Annotated in this window: 9 protein-coding genes and 5 pseudogenes; 4 read left to right on the plus strand and 10 right to left on the minus strand. The window is 60.5% G+C overall.

Annotated features, from left to right (window positions below):
- Together NUU27_RS17710 and NUU27_RS17715 are read left to right on the plus strand one after the other, a co-directional pair.
- The coding region (locus tag NUU27_RS17710) for a GH36-type glycosyl hydrolase domain-containing protein (protein WP_257763477.1) at positions 1-7,427 on the plus strand (7,427 nt) is incomplete at its 5' end.
- Positions 7,428-7,537: 110 nt separating this feature from the next.
- A complete protein-coding gene (locus NUU27_RS17715) occupies positions 7,538-7,930 on the plus strand; it encodes a hypothetical protein (protein WP_257763478.1) in 393 nt (130 codons plus the stop codon).
- A 345-nt stretch (positions 7,931-8,275) separates the two neighbouring features.
- Here NUU27_RS17715 and NUU27_RS17720 read toward each other — a convergent pair.
- A pseudogene (locus NUU27_RS17720) lies at positions 8,276-8,614 on the minus strand (OST-HTH/LOTUS domain-containing protein); the annotation flags it as partial.
- A gap of 369 nt (positions 8,615-8,983) precedes the next feature.
- Between NUU27_RS17720 and NUU27_RS17725 the strand changes: the two are divergent.
- The gene (locus tag NUU27_RS17725) at positions 8,984-10,213 is read left to right on the plus strand and encodes a Fic family protein (protein ID WP_257763479.1); all 1,230 of its coding nucleotides are present in this window, start codon (positions 8,984-8,986) and stop codon (positions 10,211-10,213) included.
- A 50-nt stretch (positions 10,214-10,263) separates the two neighbouring features.
- On the opposite strand, the pseudogene NUU27_RS17730 reads toward NUU27_RS17725, so the two are convergent.
- From NUU27_RS17730 to NUU27_RS17755, 6 genes and pseudogenes are all read right to left on the minus strand, one after another.
- Positions 10,264-10,452, minus strand: a pseudogene (locus NUU27_RS17730) (IS66 family transposase); the annotation flags it as partial.
- A 475-nt stretch (positions 10,453-10,927) separates the two neighbouring features.
- Complete coding sequence (locus NUU27_RS17735) at positions 10,928-13,093, minus strand: peptidase domain-containing ABC transporter (protein WP_257763480.1); 2,166 nt, start codon at positions 13,091-13,093, stop codon at positions 10,928-10,930.
- Positions 13,094-13,097: 4 nt separating this feature from the next.
- Positions 13,098-14,438 carry an HlyD family secretion protein gene (locus NUU27_RS17740; RefSeq protein ID WP_257763481.1) on the minus strand — a complete coding sequence of 447 codons (1,341 nt, stop codon included), beginning with the start codon at positions 14,436-14,438 and terminating at the stop codon, positions 13,098-13,100.
- Between the two features lie 1,140 nt (positions 14,439-15,578).
- Positions 15,579-16,421: pseudogene (locus NUU27_RS17745) on the minus strand (IS3 family transposase); the annotation flags it as partial.
- Entirely contained in the window at positions 16,337-16,804 is a 468-nt protein-coding gene (locus NUU27_RS17750) for a hypothetical protein (RefSeq protein ID WP_257763482.1), read from the minus strand. The gene NUU27_RS17750 and the pseudogene NUU27_RS17745, both read right to left, overlap by 85 nt.
- 821 nt (positions 16,805-17,625) lie before the next feature.
- A pseudogene (locus NUU27_RS17755) lies at positions 17,626-17,946 on the minus strand (transposase); the annotation flags it as partial.
- 88 nt (positions 17,947-18,034) lie between these two features.
- Here NUU27_RS17755 and NUU27_RS17760 point away from each other — a divergent pair.
- Positions 18,035-18,417 (plus strand): annotated as a pseudogene (locus NUU27_RS17760) (IS3 family transposase); the annotation flags it as partial.
- A gap of 162 nt (positions 18,418-18,579) precedes the next feature.
- On the opposite strand, the gene NUU27_RS17765 reads toward NUU27_RS17760, so the two are convergent.
- From NUU27_RS17765 to NUU27_RS17775, 3 genes are all read right to left on the minus strand, one after another.
- The gene (locus tag NUU27_RS17765) at positions 18,580-24,219 is read right to left on the minus strand and encodes an autotransporter domain-containing protein (RefSeq protein WP_257763483.1); all 5,640 of its coding nucleotides are present in this window, start codon (positions 24,217-24,219) and stop codon (positions 18,580-18,582) included.
- 1,066 nt (positions 24,220-25,285) lie between these two features.
- The gene (locus NUU27_RS17770) at positions 25,286-25,867 is read right to left on the minus strand and encodes a GNAT family N-acetyltransferase (protein WP_257763484.1); all 582 of its coding nucleotides are present in this window, start codon (positions 25,865-25,867) and stop codon (positions 25,286-25,288) included.
- Between the two features lie 249 nt (positions 25,868-26,116).
- The gene (locus tag NUU27_RS17775; protein ID WP_257763485.1) at positions 26,117-26,536 is read right to left on the minus strand and encodes an SgcJ/EcaC family oxidoreductase; all 420 of its coding nucleotides are present in this window, start codon (positions 26,534-26,536) and stop codon (positions 26,117-26,119) included.
- Positions 26,537-26,831 lie beyond the last annotated feature (295 nt).

Here is a 26,831-nt window from a genome sequence, read left to right on the forward strand (position 1 = left end):
CAGCTGAGGCGGACAATGCAGCCAGTGCGGCGCGCGCTGGCGACCCTGGCTACCATCTGATTGCCCAGGGCAGGCCCGCCCTTGAGCAGGCGATCTGTTTTCGGCCGCCGCCGCGGCTGCGGATCAGCCGCCTCAATACACGGCTCGGCATCGGTGGCTATATCGGCTCGATCCTGCTTGTCACCGCGGTGTTGCTGGCGCTTGCGCTCTGGGCGCTTTCGACCTTCGGTCTCGCCTCCTTCTGGCTCGTCCTGTTTGCCCTTGTCGGATTTTTCCCCGCCACCGAAGTGGCGACGGCCATTGTCAACCGCGCGACGACCTGGAGTTTCGGCGCGACGGTCCTGCCCGGTCTCTCGCTAAAGCAGGGCGTGCCGGAATCCATGCGGACCCTCGTCGCGGTGCCGACGCTTCTTACCAGTGAAGCCGACCTTCTGGAGCAGGTGGAACGACTTGAGGTTCATCACCTTTCCGGCGTCGGCGGCGACCTCGTCTTCGCTCTTCTTACGGACGGGACCGATGCCGATCAGGAATTCACGGAGGAGGATGCTCGGCTGCTCGATAGTGCCGCCGAGGCGATCGCCCGATTGAACCGGCGTCACGAGCCCGCCCCAAGCGGAAGCCGCTTCCTCCTCTTGCATCGGCGCCGCGTCTACAACGCCGGCGAAGGCAAATGGATGGGGTGGGAACGAAAGCGCGGAAAACTGCACGAACTCAACCGGCTTCTGCGCGGCGCCAATGACACCACCTTCATGCCCTTAGGCGGGAAGCCGCCGCAGGTGCCGGTCGATGTGCGCTACGTCATCACGCTGGACGCCGACACGCGGCTGCCGCGCGATGCCGCGCATCGTCTGATCGGCAAGATGGCGCATCCGCTCAACCGGCCGCGCTTCAGCGAAGCCGAGCAACGCGTTGTAGATGGCTATGGCATTCTCCAGCCGCGCGTTACGCCCTCACTTCCCGTCGGCCGCGAAGGATCCTTCTACCAGCGCGTTTTCTCTGCCCCCGGCGGCATCGATCCCTACGTGTCTGCCGCCTCGGATGTGTATCAGGATCTCTTCGGCGAAGGCACCTACACCGGCAAGGGCATCTACGATGTCGACGCCTTCGAGGCGTCGCTTGCTGGCCGCGTGCCGGAGAACACCATGCTCAGCCACGATCTCTTCGAGGGCGTGTTCGCCCGCGCCGGCCTCGCGTCCGACGTCGAGGTGATTGAGGAATTCCCGTCCCGATACGATGTCGCCGCCAAGCGCCTGCATCGCTGGACGCGCGGCGACTGGCAGCTTCTTCCCTGGGTGACGGGGCTACGAAGAGGACACCTCACACTTCCCTCCGTCGGCCGTGGGAAGATGCTGGACAATCTGAGGCGCTCGCTGCTGGCGCCGCTCACGCTCCTGGCTCTGGGATTCACATGGCTGATGCCGCTGCCAGCCGCGATGACGGGAACCGTGCTTCTCCTTGCCGCCATTGCGATCCCGGCATTCTTGCCGATTTTCTTCACCCTCGTGCCGCACCGCGCCGGCATTCGCTTGCGCAATCACTTCGCGACGCTTGCTGCAGACCTGCGGCTCGCCGCCGTCCAGAGCATCCTTTCCATCGTTTTTCTGCCTGACCAAGCGTGGCGAATGGGCGATGCCATTGTCAGGACACTCGTGCGGCTCTTTGGGTCCCACCGCCATCTGCTGGAATGGACCACCGCGGCGCAATCCAAGGGAAGCCCGCGCCTGAACTTCGCCGGTTTCTATCGCCGCATGGCATCCGGCACGCTGCTTGGGCTTGTCTTGGCCGTGGGCGTCATTGCCCTGTCGCCTTCGTCCTTGCCGCTCGTCCTGCCCTTTGCCTTGCTGTGGCTGACCGCGCCGGCGCTCGCCTTGTGGGCGAGCCGGTCGCCGAAGGCCGGACCGCGCCTTGCGGTTTTCGATTCGGATGCGACCGAGCTGCGCCTCATCGCACGTCGCACCTGGCGCTTCTTCGAGACCTTCGTGACGCCCGACGACAACATGCTGCCCCCGGACAATTTCCAGGAGGATCCGAAGCCCGTAGTCGCGCACAGGACGTCGCCCACGAATATCGGGCTCTATCTCATCTCCGCAGTTGCCGCCCGCGACTTCGGCTGGGCCGGTACGGTCGAGACCGTGGAGCGGCTGGGAGCCACGCTGGGAACCATGCGTAAGCTCGCACGGCACAACGGCCACTTCTTCAACTGGTATGCAACGCAGGACCTGCGTGTTCTCGAACCTGCCTACATCTCATCGGTCGACAGCGGAAACCTCGCCGGACATCTGATCGTGCTCGCCAACGCATGCGAGGTGTGGGTAAACGATGGCATTGCGTCAAGTGCACGGCTCGGCATGACGGACAATATCCAGCTTGCACGTCAAGCGCTCGATGCCCTGTCCGGGAACCACCGCGAAGCCCAACTCTCCCTGATGCTTGATGACATCGAAGCCCTGTTGAACGGTCCGCAGACGCTCGACGCACTGTCTCCCGTGCTGACGCGCCTGGCTGACAAGGCCTGCGCCACTGCGCGCGATATAGTTCCGGCGGATCTCGAAGACGTCGCCCCGGATCTCGTCTTCTGGATCGAGTCCTTCAAGAAGACCGTGGCAGAACACGCACGTGATCGGGTGGCTGACCCCATTCTGAAAGATCGATTGCGGGCGCTTGCCACGGATGCGCGCGAGACGGCGTTGGCGATGGACTTCGCCTTCCTTCTCGATCCTGAACGCAAGCTCTTGTCGATCGGCTATTCCCTCGCCGACGATAGCCTTGACCCGAGCTGTTACGATCTGCTTGCATCGGAAGCCCGGCTTGCAAGCCTCTTCGCCATCGCTAAAGGCGATGTCGAGACCCGGCACTGGTTCCGCCTGGGTCGCTCCGCGACACCTCTGGGGAACGGCTCGGCGCTGATTTCCTGGTCCGGCTCCATGTTCGAATATCTGATGCCGTCGCTCGTCATGCGCGCTCCCGCAGGCAGCTTGCTTGAACAGACCAACCGGCTTGTGGTGGAGCGCCAGCAGGTTTACGCGCGGTCGCTCGGAATTCCATGGGGGATCTCCGAGTCCGCCTACAACGCGCGCGATATGGAACTCACCTATCAATACTCCAATTTCGGCGTTCCGGGTCTTGGTCTGAAGCGTGGTCTTTCGGAGAATGCGGTGATCGCACCCTATGCGACGGGGCTTGCGACGATGGTCGATCCCCAAGGCGCACGAGAAAACTACGCCCGCCTCGCGCAAATGGGCGCCAGTGGCCGCTATGGCTTCTTCGAGGCGCTGGATTTCACACGGTCGCGGCTTCCGGAGAAGGAGAATGTCGCCGTCGTCCGCACGTCCATGGCCCATCATCAGGGCATGACCATTCTCGCCATCGCCAACACGCTTCACGATGGCGAGATGCGGGCCCGTTTCCATCGCGAGCCGATAATCCAGGCCTGCGAACTCCTGCTTCAGGAGCGCATGCCGCGCAACGTCGCGACCGGCCATCCGAAGGCCGAAGAGGTAAAGGTTTCCCCGGCTACTGCGGATATGGAAATTCCCACCTCGCGCCGCGTTACCGCCACCACCGCAGGCCCTCCGATCACCCAGTTGCTGTCGAATGGCCGCTATGCGGTGATGCTGACGGCTGCAGGGGCGAGTTACAGCCGCTGGCGCGACATCGCCGTCACCCGCTGGCGCGAGGACGCTACCCGCGACGACTGGGGCTCCTTCATCTTCCTGCGTGATATCCAAAGCGGGGATGTCTGGTCCGCCGGCGCCCAGCCGCTCGGCATCGAGGGGGAGCACCGCGAAGTCATCTTCGATGAGAATCGCGCCCAGTTCATCCGTCGCGACGGCAATCTGACGACCACGATGGATGTTCTGGTCTCCGGCGAAGACGACTGCGAGGTCCGCCGCCTGTCCTTGAACAATGGCGGGCGACGGTCGCGCGAGATCGAGGTTACGTCCTACGCCGAAGTCGTCCTGGCGCCGCCTGCCGCCGACACGGCGCATCCGGCATTCTCCAAGATGTTCGTGCAGACCGAGCATGCCGTTGAATTCGGCGCACTCATCGCAACGCGCCGCCGGCGCTTGCATGCCGAACCGCAGGTATGGGCTGCCCATCTGGCCGTCGTCGAAGGCGAGATCGTCTCCGATCCGCAGTACGAGACCGATCGTGCCAAATTCGTCGGTCGTGGTCGCTCGATAGGCACCGCGGCCGCCATTGCGGAAGCAGGTGCACTCTCGAATACTGTTGGGACGGTTCTCGACCCCATCTTCTCGCTGCGGCAGCGCGTGAGGATCGCGCCCGGAAAGGTCGCGCGTATCGCCTACTGGACCGTCGTAGCATCATCGCGCGCCGAGCTCCTGGACATGATCGACAAGCACCACGACCGCAGCGCGTTCGAACGCGCCAGGACATTGGCGTGGACGCAGGGGCAGGTCCAGCTCCGCCATCTCGATGTCGATGCCGGAGAGGCGGCGGATTTTCAGCGCCTGGCCGCCCCCATCCTCTACGCCGACCCGCGCTACCGGGCGCCATCCGAAAAGATTGTCCGCGGCGCCGGCCCGCAATCGGGCCTCTGGCATCTCGCCATCTCCGGCGACCTGCCGATCGTCTTGCTGAGCATAGACGATCCCCAAGACATGGCCCAGGTTCGCCAGTTGCTGCGCGCCCATGAATATTGGCGGATGAAAAGCCTTGCGGTCGACCTGGTGATTATCAATGAGCGGGCATCCTCCTATACGCAGGACCTGCAGATTGCGATCGAGACCGCCGTGCGCAGCAGCCAGTCACGGCCGCGCTTCGGGTTGGAGCTGGCGCAAGGCTCCGTCTTTACCCTTCGTGCTGATCTGATGAGCGCCGAGGCGCGTGACCGGCTCCGTTCTATTGCCCGTGTCACATGCTCGGCACGCCTTGGATCGATAGCCGAACAACTTGATCGTTTGCCGATCCTATCCGTCAATGACACCTCAGTCACTCTCCTGCAAAAACCCGTGCGGCAGAACTCCGAGCCGTCTGCGCCGCACACGCCGATGCTCGAATTCTTTAATGGCCTTGGCGGTTTCGACAAGGATGGACGGGAATATGTGACGATCCTCAGCGGTGGCGCCGTCACGCCCGCGCCATGGATCAACGTGATCGCCAACCCCGATTTCGGCTTTCAGGTCTCGGCGGAAGGAAGCGGCTACACCTGGGCGGAAAACAGCCGCGAGAACCAGCTTACGCCATGGTCGAACGATCCTGTCGTCGACCCGAGCGGCGAGATGATCTACATCCGCGACGAAGAGACCCTCGACCTGTGGAGCCCGACCGCGCAGCCGATCCGCGGCAGCGGCACCTATGTCTCGCGCCATGGTTTCGGCTACAGCCGCTTCGAGCACGAGGCGAACGGCATCGCGCTCAATCTCCTGCAATACGTGCCTCTTTTTGATCCCATCAAGATATCGCGACTGACCCTTCGCAACCTTTCCGGCCGCCGCCGCCACCTGTCTGTCACGAGCTATGCGGAGCTGGTGCTCGGCACTTCGCGCAGCGCCACGGCGCCCTTCCTAGTGACGCAGATCGATGAGGGTACCGGCGCGATGCTGGCGCGCAACCCCTGGAGCATCAATTCCTCCGGCCGCATCGCCTTTGCCGATCTTGGCGGGCGGCAGACCGCGTGGACGGCCGACCGGGCCGAGTTCCTTGGCCGCTATGGCTCCCCATCAATGCCTCGCGCGCTCACCGGTCGAATGCCGCTCTCCGGGACTACCGGCGCCGGTCTCGATCCTTGCGCGGCCCTGCAGCAGACCATCGAGATCGGCGCAGGTGAGACGGTCGAGATCGTCTCGTTCCTCGGGCAGTGCGGCTCGCAGGATGAGGTCCAGGCGCTGCTTGCGCGTTATCGCGCCGCCGACCTCGATGCGGTTCTGCGAGAGGTCACGGACCACTGGACTGGCCTTTTGCAGACGGTCCAAGTCAAGACGCCGGACCGCGCGATGGACATCATGCTCAATGGCTGGCTCCTCTACCAGACGCTCGCCTGCCGCATCTGGGCGCGCTCGGCCTTCTATCAGGCGAGCGGCGCCTACGGTTTCCGCGACCAGCTTCAGGACGGTATGGCCCTGACGCTCGCAGGGCCCGAAGAGACGCGACGCCATCTCCTGCGCGCGGTCGGTCGGCAATTCGTCGAAGGCGATGTCCAGCATTGGTGGCTGCCTCAATCCGGACAAGGCGTCCGCACACGGATTTCCGACGACCGCGTCTGGCTGGCATTTGCGGCGGCGACCTACGTGAATACTTCGGGTGATGCCGCTATCCTGGATGAGATCGTACCGTTCCTCGACGGCCCACCGCTTGGCGCCGGCGAGTACGACGCCTTCTTCCATCCTACGCAGGCGGCCGACTCCGCTTCCATGTTCGAGCACTGCGCCCGCGGCCTCGACCAGTGCCTGGAACTCACCGGCAAGCTCGGCCTGCCGCTCATCGGCACCGGCGACTGGAACGACGGCATGAACCGGGTCGGCGAGGGCGGCAAGGGCGAAAGCGTCTGGCTCGGCTGGCTGCTCGTGCACACCATCGAGCTGTTCGCCCCCCTGGCGGAAAGCCGCAGCCCATCGCGCGCCGAGCGCTGGCGTGCTCACGCAGCCTCCGTCCGTGAGGCGCTCGAGAAGCATGCATGGGACGGTGAATGGTATCGCAGAGCGACCTTCGACGATGGAACCTGGCTCGGTTCGAAGGATAGCGAAGAATGCCGGATCGACTCCGTCGCCCAGTCCTGGGCCGTCCTGTCGGGCGCCGCCGATCCGACCCGGGCGGCAACGGCAATGGCATCGCTGGAGAAGCATCTTATCCGCCGTGACGACGGCATGGCGCTTCTGTTCACGCCACCCTTCGACAAGACGCCGCACGACCCCGGCTACATCAAGGGTTATCCGGCGGGCCTGCGTGAGAATGGAGGCCAGTACAGCCATGCGGCGATGTGGGCGATCCTGGCCTTTGCGAAATCGGGTGCGGGCGACAAGGCGCACGATCTGTTCTCGTTACTCAATCCGATCAACCACGCGCTGACGCCTGCGGATATCGAGCGCTACAAGGTCGAACCCTATGTCGTTGCCGCCGACGTCTATTCCGTCGCGCCGCATGTCGGTCGGGGCGGATGGACTTGGTACACCGGCTCCGCCGCCTGGATGTACCGTTCTGGCATAGAGGGCATTCTGGGCATCCGGCGCGACGGGAACTTCCTCATCGTCGACCCGTGTATCCCGCCGGCTTGGCCGGGATTTGAAGCCACAGTGCGTGTGGGCACGACTCACTACAACATCCGCAAAGACAATTCGATCCGACGCGGTTCAGGTGACTGGTTCGCGGTCATGGACGGGGAACCTCTCCAGTGTACCAGCGCGTGCGTGCGCGTTCCGCTGGACGGACGCAAACATAACTTAACGCTCGGTTCGAGTATGGGTTGACGCACATTACTCGCTGCGTTCCTCGTCGGTTGTGGCGCGCGCGTTGTCAAGTGACAACGGGAGTGCCGTGTGCAACGATTGACGAGGGTCACTTTCGGTAAGGAGTTGCGATGAAATCGAGTGCTATCTGGCTCATCGCGTTGATCGCATTCGGAAGCTGGCCGGTAACCGCGCCAGGAGGCGACCTGACCGATCGCGAAGTGAATATCCATGAAATTATAGCCGCGCTTGGGGTCGACGATTTGAGCGCGAACGAGCTCCGTGAGATCGATTCCTATGTTCGTCTTGAAGTGGTGGACCTGAGCCCCTTCGAGTCGAGCGAGGAATATCAAGCGCTGGAGACTGCCCTCGGCAAAACCGATGACGGTTGGGCGATGGTGCAAACCGCGATCATAAGCAATGACTCAATCGAACAGGAACTCAGACGACGTTCGGTTGACATAGGGCGCGTCGTTGCCGCGACAATGGATGATGAAGGGGTCCTTACGATTTATATCCGCTGACGCCGAGACCTGGGTGCCGACGAATGGCCAAGTCAACTTCTTGGCCCCTTTCGCACTTCGTCGGTCGTACGGGAAATGACCGAGAAGGTGAGGCCATTGATCACAACGATATCCGCTCTCGGGGGAGGAAGTCCGGCGGGTGATCGTGCTGGCTGCGCTCAATGTCCGGTTTCGGGGAAGAGATGCAACGTCTACTTCGAAGCCGGTCGTTCTCGACCGAGAGCGGCGTAGATAGGAGGCTAGGGAACGGCAGCTTGTTCCCAACTGCTTCCTGATAGCGGGTGGGCCGCTGTCGGCCCCGCTCCTGTTAAACGGCAACCACGAACAGTGCATTGACAAGGCAAATTACGATTTCCGTCTAGTCGAGACTCTCTTCGATGATGGCTTTTCGCGGATACGGACGGCTTGCCCTTCTGGATGCTCGATCTCAAAGGCGTCGGTCTTGCGGACAAGATCGCTGAGCTTGCGGAAACCGAAATTGCGCGGATCGAAATCCGACGACAAGTTTGCCAGCTGCGTTCCTACCGCTCCGAGCGGCGCCCAGCCGTCTTCCGTTTCCATCTGATCCAGAACGCGCCGGATGATGGGCGTGGCCGCGCTCGGCGGCTGAAGCGGCTTGGCTTTGCTGCCGCTAGTTTCCACGTTGGTGGGCGCATCGGGGAGCAGGTTTTCGGTATAGGTGAAGGCTGAAGCCTTGCGCCAATGCGGTACGATCAAGCCGATTACGGCCTGCGGTCTGGATTCGGGAGGATTCAGGAAGGGGCGATGAACCTTCTCTTGCGCTCCATTGCTCCTGAAACTGGCGGTGGCACGATCCTCATCGTTCAGATGAAGCGCGAATGCTCGGCACGCGCCTGGTTACAACGCTGTCGGAGATTCCATGCAATCTGTCGCTCCCTGCCCGGCCGACTTCCTGCGCCGTTATGGTTCGCGTCCTGATCGGCATCCTTTATCGGCAAAAGAGATCGGCAACCGACATCGGCAACCATGCTGACTTTCAATCTCGAATGCCTTATATTACAGCCGATTAAGATGTCACCGAGATCGGCAAAAATGCTTGAAACACCTGCCCGTATTGAGCCGCTGTTCTTCGACGACGCGGTACCGACCGTGCTGGCCGATATCGCTATCGAGCTGCAGAAGGCCGCCGATGAACTCGGCCGGGGCCTGCATCCGGAGTCGGCTGCCGAACTGGCCGATCTCGTTCGGGTCATGAATAGCTACTACAGCAATTTGATCGAAGGCCACAACACGCGCCCCCGTGATATCGAGCGTGCTCTAGCCGGAGCCGAAATCGATCCCGAACGCCGTCCCTTGGCTCTGGAAGCCAAGGCCCATGTTGAAGTCCAGCGCATGATCGACGGCCTCGCACTACGCGGTAAGCTGCCCTCGCCCGCCTCCATTGATTTCGTCCAATGGGTTCATCGCGGCTTCTATGAAGAGATGCCCGATGAATTCCGTTTCGTCGACAAGCCAGACGGCACAAAGGCCGAAATCGTGCCCGGCGAATTTCGAACGATATCAGACCACGACGTCACTGTCGGTCGCCACCAGCCGCCATCGTCGGAGCGGATATTGGCCTTCATGGAGTATTTTCAGAAGCGCTATGCGATGGCCGAGAAGCAGGCCAGCCTCAGGATCATAGCCATTGCGTCGGCGCACCATCGCCTGAACTTCATCCATCCATTCCCCGACGGTAACGGCAGGGTAAGTCGCCTGATGTCTCATGCGATGGCGCTGAAGGCCGGTATCGGCGGCAATGGTCTTTGGTCGATATCGCGTGGCCTTGCCCGTGGCCTGAAGGACCGAGGCGAGTACAAACGGATGATGGATCACGCTGATAGCCCCAGACAGGGCGACCGGGACGGTCGAGGAAATCTGTCGGAAAGCGCCCTCAAGGATTTCTGCGAGTGGTTCCTGGCGGTCGCCCTCGACCAGGTGCGGTTCTCGACGACGATGTTCGACCTCGGGCGGCTCGAGCCACGGTACCGTGCGCTCGTGGAAGATGTCGTTGATGACAAGCGGGCACCTGATCTGGTGTCGGCCGTGCTGCGGTATGGCAGCCTTCCCAGGGGAGAGGCCAATTTTGTGCTCAAGACTTCCGAGCGCACTGCCCGGAACACGCTGTCGGATCTCGTCGACCGCGGCTTACTGAAATCCGATACCCCGAAGGCACCGGTCCGGATAGCGTTTCCCTTAGATTACCGGGAGCGGCTGTTTCCCAACTTGTTCACCGATGCCGAAGTGACGGTGCCGGAAGCGCCAGCGCTGTCATTCAAATAGATTCAGACAGTTGGTGAAAGGCTTGATCTGGGGTTTGGGTAGTGATGTGCAGCTTTCACTCTGTCTGAGTGTATTCGGCGAGCGGGGAGATGGCTATCGAGATCCAGCCCTCGGATATCGGCTTCGATGGCATCGAGCTCGCGGATAAGCCGCACACCTTCCTCGGCGATCGGCGCAGGACCTATGCGGGTGATCGCGGCCAGCTTCCGTCGAGCAAGGGCCCGGCAGTGGGCCAAGCGGCAGATGCGGCAAATTCAACTGTGGCCCCATATAGGTTACGCTAACCGGCAGCATGCGTCTTGCCAATGACACGACGCGAAGCCTGGCCACTACAGCGGCGGAATCCGCCGCCAGAGGTCTGGAAACGCCCCCGTCAAGCGCTTTGAAGGCTCGTGCCAGTATTGCAGGATGAAGCCACTTGAAGTGTTTGCAGGAACCGAACCAATCCACAGAAATATTTTGTTGGTATTTCTATTGGTTCGGATTTCAACGATCACCATCCAACCACTTGGAAAATAGGCAAAATTTTCTATTCTTAGATTCCGCCCCTGGCACCATCCCCTCTTCTCCCGACATTCCCTTTCGCCGAAGCCTCTACGCACAAGTCCTAGCAAGTGTCTGAATTTGCTTTCCTTTTTGGAGCGTTTGGCACGCTTGAGCGTGTTTCGGCAGGCTTGGGGAGACCGCCCCGTAGTCCCGACGCGGTGCCTCGCATCACAATCCTGTCGCGCCAACCCGGTTCTGAAACTGTTCACGTGGGACGAGATCTCGTGATGAGACCAAGTTCAAGACCCTGTCCGCCATCGCCAGTGTCGATTCGCGATGAGCGATCACGACACGCGTCATCCGCAGCTTGCTGACAGCTAGATTGATTGCCTCTTCGTTGGCGTTATCGAGGTGGCTGGTCGCCTCGTCCATCAGAAGTATGGCCGGTTTTCTGTAGATTGCGCGTGCCAAAACAATCCGCTGTTTCTGGCCCCCGGATAGGGCGCTGCCCATGTCGCCGACGAGCGTTTCATAGCCCATCGGCATGCTCACGATCTCATGGTGAACTGCCGCCATGCGCGCACAGGCGAGAAGCCAGTCAGGGTCTGGCGCCATGTCGAACGATGCAATGTTTTCTGCGATCGAGCCGGCAAAAAGCCGGTCGTCCTGCAGCACGCAGCCCACGCGACCGCGATAGGCGGAAAGACCGAGGGATGTCATGGGAATTCCGTCTATCAGCACCTGGCCAGAGGTCGGCTGGGCAAGCCCGGCGAGTAATTTGAGCAACGTAGACTTGCCGGATCCGGAAGGTCCCGCAATACCGAGGCATTCACCAGGCGCAACGCGGAAACTGATGTCATTCAGCACTTCCGGCTCATTGTCAGCATAGCGAAACCGGACGTTTACGAACTCGAGCGCGCTGGGTCCTTTCGCCAGAAAGCTCTCACCGGCGGTGGCCAGCGATTTTCGCTCTTCTTCCTCTGGCTCAGCCAAGGCAATATCGGCAATGCGTTCTCCATGGAGCGAGAGCATCACGAATTGCAGAACCGTATCGATGAAACTGTTGATGCGAGCGACAAACTGATCTTTGTAGGCGAGGAACGCTACCAGCATACCAACGGACAGATCGTCTGCCAGAACGGCCCTTCCGCCGAGATAGATGAGCAACACTCGGTCCAGACCAAAGAGCGCACTGCCGGCGGCCGAGAACAATGCGTCGAACTTTCCGACCCGCAGTTCCGCATTCACCCGATCGATAAGATGGTTGATCCAGACGCCCCGGCGTCTTTCCTCAAGATTGAGAACCTTCAGACTGCTTATGCCGCGAACCGATTCCATGAAGTGAGAGTGTTCGTTGGCGGCATAAACAATGGCCTCCTCGGAAATCGTCCGGTAGGGAGGATAGCACAGGAGCCTGATGGCCGCGTAAATCGCGACACTCGCCAAGGCGATCACGACCAGCCAGCCTCCGTAGAGCCACATCATAAGCACGAGGGTGACCGACATGACTCCGTCGAGCAGTGCCTGGATTGCACTCGTCGTAAGCGTGCGTTGAACCGCATCGATCGAGCCGAAGCGGGATACGACGTCGCCGACATGCCGCTTGTCAAAGAAGCCAAGCGGCAGACGCATCAGCCGGTCGAACAGCGATGCTTTCCACTGAAGAACCAGGCTCGAACCAATAAGCATCGTGGTCCAGGACCGCGCGAGTGCTCCTGCGACCTGAAGGAGAAGGAGTACAATCAGCCCAAGTGCGATAATCGTCAGAAGATCGTAATCTGCCGCCACGATCACCTCGTCCAGTACGACCTGGAAACCAATCGGCATCGCCAGTGTTGCCAGTTCGATGAGCAGCGAGATAGCAAGTATCTGGAGCGCCGCCACACCAATACCCCTGGTGCGGCGCACGAGATCGCTGATCCTGATGCTGGTCTTCTCGTTCCTGGGTTGAAACCCCTCGGTCGGCCAAGCCTCCAGTGCCACACCAGTGAACTGCCTTGACAGTTCGGCAAGTGAAAGCGTGCGGCGTCCAATCGCGGGGTCGTGCAACACAGCGCTCGTCGCCCCTGCTTTGACGAGCACAACAAAGTGGTTGTGCCCCCAGTGCAGTATGCATGGCAGTTTCAGTTTGGGCAGGTCCTCAAGTTCTAACCGCAATGCGCGAGTTGCCAGCCGGAGGCTGCTGCCAAGCTGAACCAGATCCCTCAGGGTTGTACCCTTGATCGAGGCCGTGAAGCGTCGTCGAATGGCTGGCAGGTCCATTGCATGACCGTAATGGCCGGCAACCATCGCCAGGCAGGCTAGTCCACATTCGGCCGCTTCGGTCTGCAGTATGATGGGGGTTCTGGAAAAGAGCCGGCCCGAGATTCGGGATGCAAGTTCCATCGTGGCCATGCGTCTACTCCTCTCCCTCCGTCACGAAGGAACCACCCAAGCTGTAGATGGGTTCAAGTATCCACTGATACAGAGGGCGCGTTTCCACGAGCAGGTGCGCTTCCAATTGCATGCCGGCCTGTAAAGGCTCTGGACGCCCATAGGCCATCACCCGCGCACTGTCCGGCTGAACGGTTATGCGATAAAGCGTAGGGGCGGTCTGCGGATTGAATTTGCCCAGATTGAACTGGGCCACCTCTTCCGGGCTCAGATTGGCGCGCGAGATCAGCGATACCCTGCCTGGATGCTGGCCGAACTTCTGATAGGGAAACGCCTCATATCGCAGAAGCACTTCCGTGCCCTCGCGTATGAAACCGATCGCACTGCTTGGCGCCAGCAATTGTGCAACGAGTGGTCTGTCCTCCGGGACGATGGTCAGCAACGGCGTTCCTGCACCGACCGTCTGTCCCTCCAGGGTTATAATCCCCGTCACCTTGCCGTCGCGAGGCGCGGTAATCAGCAGTTCGCGCTTGGCTTCACCCTCCGAAAGGTTCTGTTCGGCTGAAAGGATTTGCCGTCTGATTTCCGCCTTTCTGGCCTCCGCTGTCAGATCGAAACCATAGAGCTGGTTCTCAACCTGATTGAAACGCGACGAAAGTTGGACGAGCTCCCGACGCAGGCCAGCCAATTGCGCACGTTCGGAATTTAGCGACTGCAAGCGCACCTCATACTCGCGCGATACTGAAATACCTTTGGAGATCAATTGTTGCTGCCGCTCGGCGAACTCGGCCATTTGACTGGTAAATTCTTCTCCCAGCCGGATTTGCTCCTCAAGTTGAACAATCTCGCGCTCGAGGTCACGCTTTTGCGTGACGAGGCTCTGCTTTTCGATTGCGTCAAGCGCCTTCTGCCTGGAGAGGGCCGCACGCAGCTCTGCAAGCCCATCACGGAGAACCGTGGTGATGGCGTCCTGGGTGTTGCCGAGCGTGGTTGTGCTGTCGATACTGACACGATAGAGAACGTCGCCCTGGTGAACCTGGGCGCCTTCGCGCACCTTCAGTTCGGCGACCCAGCCCGCCTGCGGCGCGACCATGCGCGTCAGGCCGTCTACCGGAAGGATCACGCCGGAAACCCGGATCCGGCGTGTGTATTCACCAAAGACGAGAAAGAGCAATACGGCGACCACAAGGGCCACCGAGCACCATGCGAAAGTGGCTGACGAGATCGTGTTGAGAACAGCAGGCCGGCCCAGCCAGGATTGCCGACGCGCCTCGAGCGATTCAGCTCTAAAAAGGGGAGAGTTTTGGGGCATGCGCACGCCGATCAGTAAAGCGGCGTCACGGTCGGGACGCCAGCTTCTAAACAACAGTCACTGATCCGGCTAGCCGACTGCGCCAGGAATGCCTGAATGCATTATGATTCCTGTCAATGGATGACGAACGCGCCCGGATCAATAACTGGAGAACCGAAAGGTCATTTAAAGCCTGGACCAACTACGGTGTGAGACACAAGCCGGTCACGCGCAAACAATCAAACTGGACGACTCAGGTGTGGCTGATCAGCCATAATGCAGATCCGGTCCATTGATCACCGCGAGTGAGAAACCGCTCAGAAATATTGGCTGGGCGGTCTCTTTTTCTTCGAGTAAAAATTGTCTCGGCTACTTATTCCGTTAGTTGGCAAATTGGAAGTTTTCGTGCAGCTATAGCGCCACCGACAAGCGCGCCAATACCGAAACCAATCAAACCCCAGCCACCGCCTCCTATGGCACCTGCCCTTCCCCCCACAGTTCCGCCTAATGTACCGGCAGCTATGATTCCCTTGGCGCAGTCCGAGCCTTGTGATCCGCCGGAAACGTGATCCAGTTGGTATGTATCAAGTATCTGCATGGGATTTCTCCTGTTATATGCCGCCTCAGCCAACATCCACTGAGGTGCCTTGGTTTGCTTGTACCCTGGATTCGCCTTACTTTGAGTGATCCTCGGTGCAAATCTTGCCTTGCAGAAGGTCCTGCGCATTCGCAGCGACAACACCTCCAGATACGGTTCTCTACTCGTTGTTGTTCAGTGCTCTCATGCAATGTTCTTCACTTTGGTCTCGCTCCTCAGCTTCGGTGGTGGGCCATAGGGGTCACACCCTACCAGAGGCAACAGGTGACCGGTTCTATTTGTATTGTTTCCCACCCGGAATGTACCCGTGCAGTTAACTGGGGAGCTCCAATATTTGGGCAATCTCCAGAAACAGTACCCATTAGACCCGTGTGATCCCACTTTCTATCTCTCTTACCGCCAGCTGATCGAGAGATTCTCAATTCATCGTCAGAAAATAACGCGATCAGCACCGTTTCTAAGACTAACCACTTCCAAGGAAGCAGTCATTAGTATAGATGTACTACACCATGGCTGACGTGCTCCCCGTTTTGTCCGCATTCGGGCCCGCTGTCGACAGACAGGATGGACCGCTCCCCAACGCGCCCTCATCCGGCGCTAGAGTTTTCCCGCCTTGATCAGCAACACGGGCTGGCTGCGTGTGCCGATTTCATGAGCGCGGCCGGGACCTTGTTCCCGATCGCACCGTGAGGCCGTTGTTCATTATAGTCTCTGCGCCGAGCCTCCAACTTTTCCGCCGCGTCCGCAAGGCTCAAGAACCAGTGGACGTTCAAACATTCCGCCCGCAGCCGTGCATTGAATGCTTCGATGAATGCGTTATCGGTGGGCTTCCCCGGCCGCGAGAAGTCGAGCGTGACGCCGCGCTGGTAAGCCCACAGGTCCAGGTCGTGGGAGATGAACTCGGAGCCCTGATCGACGCGGATCGTCTTCGGATAGCCAGTTCGGGCGCACACCCGCTCCAGCGTGGCAACCACATCCTCACCGCGGTAGCTGAACCTTGCATCCAGCGCCGGCGCGTAGCGCGAGAAGGTGTCGACCACCGTCAGCACCCGTATCTTGCGGCCGGTCGCGAGCTGGTCGTGCACGAAGTCCATGGCCCAGACATCGTTCGGGCCGACAGCCTCAGCGCGATCCTCGCGCAGCTTGGCTTTGACCCGTCGTTTGGGCGTCTTGTTGCGCAACTGCATGCCCATCTCCTTGTAAATGCGATAGGTCTTCTTCTGATTGAGTTGCCAGCCCTCCCGTCGCAGCAGGACGTGCACGCGCCGGTAGCCGAAGCGCACACGGGTCTGGCAAATCTCGCGGAGTGTCGAGACATCCATCATCGACTCCGCCAGAAGCTTCTTCAGCTTCGCGTTCTCTTCCTCGAGAGCCTTCAGCCGCTTGGCTTCCGAAACCTCCATGCCGCCATACTTGGAACGCCACTTGTAGAAAGTCGTGTCGCTGACGCCGTATTTGCGGCTTCAGCATCATCGAGAATGCTCCTGATTAGGTCGGAGACGGGGATCGTGCTGTCGCCGAGGAGATGTCGGCAGAAGCCGGATCCGTTGGGAAGAGCGTCCGAGATCTGCAGGTACGGCAGTCGTTCTCCCGACGACGACACCATGATGTTGGGGGCAAGCGCATCGAACTCCTCCGGCGCGATGTCTAGATCCAGCGCCGCACGCTGCACCAGTATCTCGGTGGCGGATATTGCTGCGGCGCGAACGCTCGTCCGCGAGGGGTCTCTCCTTCCCATTGACAGACCGACATCCATGTCGAGCAGGCGAAGGTTCGGGTTCAGGCGGATAGGGCTGATCTGGAGCGAGTTCGTGATCTTCATCGAGGCCAGCCACGCGCTCACGACATCGTCCTCTGCCTTGTAGCGGCCACTCCGGTCTTCAGCAAGAACCTGCGAACTGATCGCCCGCCGGCAAGCTTCACCAGCGGTTTGGTCCTTGTCCACCATCCGATCCTCTGGGCGTCTTGGTCGGTAGCTTCCTGGACTTGGAATCCGGTGAAGTCCTCTTCATCCCTGAAACCGGGATTGACCAGGAAGATCTCGGACTGATCTGCGAAATTCACACGCAGGTTCGCGTCGGTCTTCTGCTTGTCGACCTTGCCAAGGCTTGCCAGCGTAATCCGCTGCCCGACTTTCGACGCAAGGTTTTCGTCCGTCGGTTTGAACTCCGTCCTATATCCCGAGGGCGTTATGCATCGAATTCCCGGATCCGAGCTGTCTGCGCCGCAGGCCGGGCACGTGGCAGCCTCTTCCCCTCCCCGGCTCCATGCCCCGCATCCGCCGCAGAACCTCAGACGGAAGTCGTCCTTGTGCCATGGACTGTATGGCCGCATCGGAACGACGAAGTCCGTCATGAATTCGTCGGGATCCGGAAGAACGCCTGTGAAGCCGGTGCAACGATGCCGGAGCTTCTCCCGCGTCCGGACACTGCCGGGCGCGAAATCGAAGATCGCCATGTCCTGATCGCGGTCGATGGTGTCCCATTCCGCCTCGAAGCTTCGCTTCGCCTTCTTCAGCTCCATGTAGAGGTTTCGCGTGCGCGTGGGCATGCCGTAAAGCGGAACCAGCCCGCGCTCCGCCAAGGCGGCGGCGATGCCGACGGACTGGAGACCGAATTCGTCCTCCAGTCCGTCGATGGCTGCGAGGACCTTATCAGCGCTGACCAGCGCCTGTTCGGCGACGACCTCTTTCAGATCGCGGGCTTCGCGGCGCAGATGCTTGACTTCGTCGCTGGTGGCCGCACGCGCGGTGTCGCCGGCTAACCGCTTCTTGCCGGCTTCGAGGAACTCTTTCGAGCAATTGTAATAGAGGCTCTCCGCTATGCCTTCACGCCGGCACAGTGCGGCAATCGACTCCTCACCGCGCAAGCCTTCCAGCACGATGCGGATCTTCTCTTCCGCCGAATACTGTTTGCGGGTGGCACGGCGGATGTCCTTGATGACCTTCTCCGCCGGCTCCTTCTGCGTCCCGGATTTCCGTCTCATCTTCGCTCCTTGAAGGGCTACGATGAACCAGAAATCCTCCTCTATCTGTTAAGCCGAAATTGTCTCATTGGCGCTGAACCCGGACAGAGCGATGAAGGCCGAGATGACGGCGCAGCTCGTCACAGACGCCCTCATCATGGCGATCTGGAGGAGAGGCAGGCCCGACAGCCTCATGCATCATTCGGACCAGGGGAGCCAGTATACGAGTGAGCAGTTCCAGCGCCTGATGGCCGACCACGGCATCACCTGCTCGATGAGCCGGTCGGGCAATGTCTGGACGATGCAGCGATGGAGAGCTTCTTCTCCTCGCTGAAGACCGAGCGAACGGCCCGCAAGGTCTACAGGACGAGGGATGACGCCAGGGCGGACGTGTTCGATTACATCGAGCGCTTCTACAATCCGCGGCGCCGGCACTCGACACTGGGCTACCTGAGCCCCGTGGAGTTCGAGGACCGAGCTATGTTAGCTTAACCTCGGGTCCACGAAACCGGCAGCAGGCCACAAGATACCAGCGTACGCAAAGCACAATCACCGAGTGGTCCAAATGACGGCCCTTGAACATGACGAACGCCCCCGAAACCATGGAGCCTTCATGCCCTCCTCGCCAGTACCGAATGGTTTGCGACAGAGCCGCTAGAACTGCTTGCCGACTTTCAGCCCGAATGTGTGATCCTGGCGCGCATTTCCGAAGGCGGTACGATAGTCGAAACCGAGCGTCCATGCCTGCGGAAGCTCTGCATCGAGTGATAGGCCCAGCGTCACATAACTCCTGTTGGAGGCTTCAACGTCGAGCCAGTAGGGCAGGTGATCCAGGTCGACATAGCCCAGATTCGCTCGGCTCGACCCGGCGAAATCATGCGTGTATTCGATACGCGCTCCGGGTATCAGCGTGCCCCAGCGCCTTGTGAACGCATATTCCGCACGAAGACCGATCACGCCGGAAACCGTGTCGATGGTCTGGTCTCCGTAGCGTAGGCCGAAAGCGCCTCCGCCGTCCTCAGCGAAGCCGTCGAGCCAGGTCCGGGACATCTCGATGCGGCCATAGGGTGAAAGGAGCCATGTTTCGTCGCGGAACTCGTAAGCTGTGCTCAGCGATCCGAAGACCTGTTGTCCCGACCGGCTGCCCGCGGCGAAATCACCGGTCGCGGTGATATAGCGACGGCTGTCGAAATCGAGCCAGCTCGCACCGATGAGCCCGTCGATGAAGAAATTATCGACCGGCTTGTAGCTTCCATAGAGCGCGGCGCTGTAGGCGCGCCCCGTATTTTCGGTTCCGTTTGCGCCCACATCCGTGCGGTCGCGCCCGAACCCGACACCGAACCCGCCGATGAACTTGTCGGAAAAGCGATAGTCGACGCCGGCGCTTACCCCGACGAGCGTGCTGTCGAGATCGATGCCGCCCTTGTCGCTCTCGCTGAAATCGACAAAGCCGCCGGTCCAGATTGCGTAGGGTCCGAGGTCCATGCCGCGGCCATCCGAGGCACCCAGCCCATTCGCCTTGCCTGCGGCAAGCCCTCCGCTCCCGGCCTCGCCGGAAGATTGCGGAGCATAGCCGAGGAGACCAGGCGCATCGGCTCCCGCTTCGTTCAATGCTTGGGCCGTGCGGTCGCCGCGCTTCGCGTTTTCATTATAGCCCAACCGCACATTCATGCTGTTTCTGCGGCGGTCGCCCTCATCGTGCAGCTGCTCCAGCCGCCCGTTGAAATTGCGGGTCTGCACCTGCGCGAAGCGCTTCGCGGTATCGACTTGGGCCCTCAGCAACCCAATCACCTCGGCATCCAGCGACGGGTCGGGCCTTGCGAGAATGGTGAAGGAGATCGTTCCGGGAGCTGAGCTTCCGTATGCGTTCGAGAGCGTGAAGCGGATATCGGTTCCGCCCGAGAAGGTCGGGCTGGCGGCGAAGACGAGCAGGAAACTCTGCCCGTTCTGTTCGATCTGCGCGGAACCCGCGCTGCTGTCGGATATGTCGACGATGGCCGCACCCGTAAACGGGCCGCCCGTCGCACCTTCGGTGAGTTCGACGGATGCCGTCTGACCCGCATTGATTTCGATGGTGCGTGAGAGGACGGTCGGGGCGGGCAATGCCCGGGTGACCGTGACCGTATAGGTCTGCGTGGTCGTACCGTCCTGCGCTGTCACGACGACGGGGATCGCCGTCGCCCCGACCGTGAGGGCGAGCGGCTGGCTGGCATTGCCGGACGCAACCGCCATACCGTCGACGGTGATCGTCGCATTGGCGTCATCGGCGGTCGGGGTCAGGGTGAGGCTCGCAACCGAATTGGCGACAGCAACGGCATAACCGAACGTGGCTGCATTGAATGCGGGGTCGAGGGCACCAGCACTCGGCGCAAGGCCGACCAGTGAAGCGTTGGTTGAGACGGCGCGGGTGACGGTAACGGTATAGGTCTGCACGGTCGTGCCGTCCTGCGCCGTGACGACGACAGGGATCGCCGTCGCTCCGACTGCGAGGGCGATCGGCTGGCTGGCACTGCCCGAAGCAACCGCCGTGCCGTTGACGGTGATCGTCGCATTGGTGTCGGCGGTGGTCGGGGTCAGGGTGAGGCTGGCAACCGAATTGACGACAGCAACGGCATAACCGAACGTGGCCGCATCAAAGGCGGGATCGAGGGCGCCGGCGCTCGGCGCAAGGCCGGCCAGCGAAGCGTTGGAGGATCCGCTGCGCACCCAGGGCGTTCCGGACGCGTACGCTGCGGTCATCGGATTGCCGGGCGTATCGGTGATCGATCCGTCCGACAGGACATCGAGCCGCAGCGAGCCGATGCCGGAAATACCGGTGACGCTGACCGTATATGTCACATTGTCCGAGGTGGCGACACCGGTAACGGACCCTGCGGCGGTCCCGGTGGTCGTCAGGACGAAATCCGATGAATCGACGCCGGTCACCGGCTTCGAGAATGTCACCAGAAAATCAACGGCGACCGCATCCGGCGCCGGACTGCCGCTCACCGTGCTCGAAGTTGCCGTTGGCGCTATCGCGTCAACGAGGACACCGGCGGTGCTGCCTACGCCGTTGAGGGCCAGGTCGGCAGGCGTGTTGAAGGCGTTTGCAATTGCGCCGCCGTTCAGACCGATGGCGCCTGCGACCTGAATGCCGTTCAGGTCCAGATCGCCCGGATTGACGACATATTGGAAGACAAGTGCGTTCGATCCGCTGCCGGACACATAGCTGGCATCGACCGTTGCGGCACCGATTACCACGGGAAGGCTCGGTGAACCGCCAGAGGTGTTGACCAGAACGGTTTCGTTGAAATTGACCGTGAAGGAAAGAACCTCCCCCGCGCGATAATACCCGTTGGCGGGAACGCTCACGGAACCAACCATCGGCGGCACGCCGACGCTTATCTGAAATGAATAGGCCTGGCTGCCGCTATATGGACCGCTGCCGGTGCTGCTGTCGGTGGCGGTGACGGTGAAGTTGTATGTTCCGTTTACCGTCGGCGAGCCGGAGAGCACACCAGTGCTGCTCAGGCTCAGGCCCGAAGGCAAGGTGCCGGCGCCAATCGAGTAAGTATAAGGCGCCGTGCCGCCACTGGCGGTTATGGTCTGGGCGTAGGGGACACCCTGGGTGGCGGGCGGCAGCGTGGCGGGGCTCACGGCGATGACGGGCGCCGCGACGGTGAGCGCATAGGCCCTGCCGCCGCTGTATGGCCCGGTTCCACCGCTGCTGTCGGTCGCGGTGATGGTGAAATTGAACGTGCCCTCTGCCATTGGCGTGCCGGACAGAGCGCCTGAGGAGGCCAAAGTCAGGCCCGCGGGCAAGATGCCGGCGGTGACGGCATAGGTGTAGGGACCCGTCCCGCCGCTGGCGGTCAGGGTTTCACTGTAGGGCGTCCCGACTGTCGTTGCAGAAAGGCTGGCAGGAGCCAGGGTGATCGCGGGTATGGGATCGTCGTTGACGATGGTGCCCTGTCCCTGGAGATCGCCGCCGACTGCGCCTGTCAGGTTGGTGATGTTGACGAAAAATGTTTCATCAGGCTCGTTGGCCGTATCGCCGTACGCATCAACATCGAAGACATAGGTGCTCCCCCCTGCCGATATGCTGGCGCCCACGATGCTGTTTGCTTCGTAGTCCTCGCCTGCTGTCGCCGTGCCGTCGGCGGTGGCGATGTCGAACGTTACCCCGCCGGCACCGGCGGGACTGCTGAGCGTCACTGTAAACGGTACCGATAGAGTTCCCGTGTCACCCTCGGGTAAGGTGACGTTGTTGATCGTCAGAGTAGGAAGCACGGGCGGATTGTAGGTGAAGCCACCTGTTTCCGTATCCGTGCCGCCGGGTGTCGTCACCGCCACGTCCACCGCCCCGGCCGTCCCGGCCGGCGTCACCGCCGAAATAGTTGTGCTACTGTCGACGCTGAAACTCGCAGCCGGCGTACCGCCAAAGGTGACGGCCGTTGCGCCGGTGAAGTTCTCGCCGGTGATCGTCACCGGTGTGCCGCCGGAATCCGGACCATTGTTCGGCGAGATGGAAGTGATCGACGGGGCCGGAGGGTCGTCGTTGACGATGGTGCCCACGCCCTGGCCATCGCCCGTGATAGCGTTTGTCACGTTGGTGATGTTGACGAAAAACGTCTCATTGGGTTCGTTGGACGTATCGCCGTATACATCAACAGAGAAGACATAAGTGCTCTCCCCCGGCGCGATGGTGGCGCCCACGATGCTGTTCGCTTGATAGTCCTCGCCTGCTGTCGCTGTGCCGTCGGCGGTTGCGATGTCGAACGTTACACCACCGGGTCCGGCAGGACTGCTGAGCGATATTGTGAACGGTATCGCTTGAGTTCCGGAGTCCTCCTCGGGAATGGTGACATTGTTGATCGTCAGAACCCCAAGGTCGTCGTTCAGGATCGTGCCTGTGGCAGAGGAAGGCGCACCGATGGTATAGCCTGAGCCGCTCTGTATGCTAACGACTACAGTCTCGTCCGCCTCCACGGTGACATCGGCGGACGGGTTTATCACCACGATGCCGCTCGTCGAGCCGGACGGAATGGTCACGGTCAAGGTCGCACCGCTATAGTCGCTGGCATCAGCGCTGCCGGTGTAACCGAGATTGACGATGGTGGAGTTCGCCAGGTTCTGGCTGCGTGTGACCGTATAAACCAAATTGGCTGCGCCGTCCTCACTCACCGAGGCCGGGCTGACGCTGATGGACACCGACGGTGCCGCTGCGACTGTCAGAGTGAAGTTCTCAAGCTCGAAATAGGCACCCGGTCCGGTGCTGGAATCCGTGACCCGCAGCACCAGAGGGTAAGATCCGGGCGCGCTGGAGGTGGTGCCGCTGAGAAGGCCGCTGCTGGACAGGGATATCCCCGCCGGCAAAAGGCCGCTCTCCACGGCGAAGGTATGCGGGGCAACACCGCCGCTGGCGAAGATGGTCTGCGAGAACGAGATGCCCTGAATGGCCGCCGCCGATGTCGGGGAAATGGAAAGCGCCGGGTTCTGCACCGTGCCGGTGTAGCCCTTGTCGACAAACTGCCCGATATTGTCGGTCGCCCTTACGGTAAAAGCGTAACCACCGCGCTGCGTTGGCGTTCCGCTCAGCAGTCCCCCCGAGTTTATGGAGATTCCGAGAGGTAACGATCCCGACTGCAGGCTGTAGGTGTAAGGCGCCGTACCGCCACTTGCCGACAGCGCCTGGCTGAAAGCCGTTCCCGCGGTCATGGCCGGCAGCGTGCCCGGCGAGACCGTGATGGGCGAGGCCGGCGGATCGATGGTTATGTTGACCGTCACGACCCCGAGGTCGTTGTCTTCCAGAAAGAACTGGTCGCTCGTCACCGAATCGCCACTGTGCGCATAGGTCACGAACTGCGTGCCGCCGCTGTTGACGCCGATGGTCACCGTGCCGTGTTGCGCGAACGGCGCGATCGGACCGCTCATACCGCCGTCAAACGGGCCGTCGCATGTGCTGACATCGATGGCCACCGATCCGCCATTGGCGACAGTGGCGCTCAGGGTCGGACAGTAGACAGATGGAGCGGCGAAAGCCATCACTGGCGAGACCAGCACGCCAATCAGAAGCGCAAGACCCGACAGGATGAAACGGTTCACGACGAACATCTGCGTAAACCAAGTTGGAATCCTGCTCCCTTGATGGTGTCCTCGAGAATGACGGGCGCAGGTGGGCAGTTTGGAACTGGTGCCGAATGCCGCTTTCTGGATCACGGCCAAAAGAACGAGCAGGGCTGTACCCACGAACAGGCCTAATCGATACACCAATAGCGTCAAATCTGGCATCGCGAGCCCCCCGTCGCTCGACATCATCCCTACCGGTTGACTACCACCCGGCGACTAACAAGGCTCTGTCCACCGCCGTCGTGGCGGAAACAGGTTCCAGTGTTCCGCAGACAAGAGAAACAATGGCTCTTGCTAAAACACTCGGAACCGGCGCCTTGGCATCTTATGGCCGGGCCCTGGTCTTCTTCAACGTCATGCCTCGCTCCAAATTTCCCGGTTTGGAAGAGGAGCATCCATTCAACTCTTCTTCTATTACAGAGTGTCATGCAACAGATTCCACCACTCAATTCTGACGAAATCTGACGGTCGGTGTTTTCTGTAGGAAGCGCAGCATGTGTGTAACTGCTCAGCCCCACCTGAGTGGTGCTCGTTCCATTGTTGTCGCGGCCGTTGGTGCTCGGCTTTGCTGCGAATTTCCTGAACATGGCGGCGAACATGTTGCTTCTGACGTATTTGTCGCCGGTACTTATCGAGCTGGGTGGAGTTGATCAGAATCTGCGGGGCTTGGTGTTCGGGGTATCCGGACTTGCCGGCATGGCCGGTGCCTGGCTGGGAGGCCGTGTAACCGCCGCTGGGCAGCTTTGCAGGCTTTGGTTATGCGGATGACGACCTCCGTCCTTGCCATAGCCGGGCTGACGATTCTCTGGACCATGTGTCTGGACATCGATGACTGGCGGCGAGCCCACCATCGCATAGAACGACACGAGGCGAGCGATCGCCGACGAGGTTGGAAAGGACGGACAAGAGCTAATGCACAAAGCCGGTTGAAACCGCCGGATCAGGAGAACCCACTGGGGCCGTGCACCTCGTGTGCGAGCCAACAATCGGGATCCGAGCCGCGTGAATGGCATTATGGCCAGCGACACATGGAAAGCCGCACCTACAGGTTGGATACATGACCGCACCAACCAGTAGATGCAAAAGGCTCAAAAAAACTTGCCAACCAAGAGCCGTCCATACATGGCCCCTAACCGGACGCTCGAACTGGCATCTCGCTGCTGCGGTGCGGCCCTTCGAAGCTGCCTTTCGCTGCGTTTGCTCAAACACTGTGTCTGAGAAGGCCGATAGCACCTATTCGCATAGACCTAGATCATGAGAGCGATTTGATCAGAAGCACCCAATGCTCGGTATCTGTATCCCAGTCTTCTTTCAGGCACGGAGCTTGCGCGACCTCTTTGTATCCCTTTCGTTCATACAGACGCCGTGCCCCTATGTTGTCGCCAGTCACGATGACGCTCATTCTGGATAGCCCTTCTGCCCGAGCGATTTCGTCTGCCAGATCCAGCAGGAGTGATCCATAACCCTGACTGCGGTACTCAGGATAGCAGGCCAGAACGTTTACATACCAGCTTTCAAGCGCCAGGTTCTCCAGTTCCTGCAATGGCCGGAACAGGGCCGGTAAATCCTCGCCAATCTCCACCGGTGCTGCCCCAATCTTATAGCCGGTCAGGCTCGCCACCGCGCCGTTTCCGAAGTCCACTACGACAATCTGACCGTCACGCGCCTTTTCAGCCTGCCTTGTGCGGCCGATCTCCCATGGGTCTTGGCCGTCTTCCGCAAGGCTTGTCCAGATGTGGTAAGGCAGCCCCTCTCCGGCATAGTTCACCAGGTCGGCGAGTTGAGATGCATCCGAGTCTCTAGCCAATCGCAGCGGTGGTCCCAACGCAATCATTCATTCCTCCAGAGGTTGGGTCATGGCGTTGGTGTCGGCCGTTAACCTGAACGAGTATAACGGATCAAACGCATTCGATACAGTCAGCTTCGGGTTTGCCAGGTCAATCTCCGCTCGGTGGCAGCCAAGTCGCTCGGATCGCGCTGTGATCGGCGAAGGCGGCCCTTTGCGGTCGTTCGAAGGTGCGTCCTGCCGCTGCGCGGCTTTCCCGAACTACCGTTCATTCGAGTGCCCATCCCTTGCTCAGTGCTACATACCTGAAAGCGGTCGACTGCTGTTCCAGATGTCTCGTGCTATTCTCCAGGTGTCGTCGGTATTCTTTTGGTAGATCGTAATGTATTTCCCAGTGTCCTCGATCATCTGGCCTCCAGCGATGGGATCCATTTTGATCGAATATCCGCCGCGCTCAAATGCCCAATCGTCCAGCACTCTCACCTCGTCCACGTCAAGATTAAACGCTATACGGAAGATGCTGAGCAATCCACGGGACCAGCTCCTGATCATGTTCTTCCCGACGTTAGCCGGCGCATTCGGGGGCATTTGCACACCATCTTCACTAAATTGCGCCACCCACTTATCTGCATCTCCAGCATTTAGTGCCGCCACGTGGTCATCCCGCACCCTGTCGATCGCTTTCAAGTCCGTGGCACTTCCATGTCCTTGAAACATTCTTTCCTCCAGATTGTGGGCCTGATGGTTCCAATATTTTGAAAATAGCATATTTCGGTCTATCCGAAGAGCGGGTTCACCACTGTTGGCGCGGTGCGGCGGATGAAACCTGAAAGTCAGAAGTCGGCCTCAAAACCGCTGGCAAGAACGCGCCTCATTTGGGCAATTCGCGCTGCATTCATGGGGACCTGAAAGCGGGCAGTCGGGAAAATCAACAGTGCGTCAGCACCGGAGTGGACAGCGGACTCGCCAAACACATCGAGCAGATTGCGCTAGGACGGATCGACATTTGGGA

The sequence above is a fragment of the Nitratireductor sp. ZSWI3 genome, from assembly GCF_024655565.1.
Classification (GTDB): domain Bacteria; phylum Pseudomonadota; class Alphaproteobacteria; order Rhizobiales; family Rhizobiaceae; genus Nitratireductor.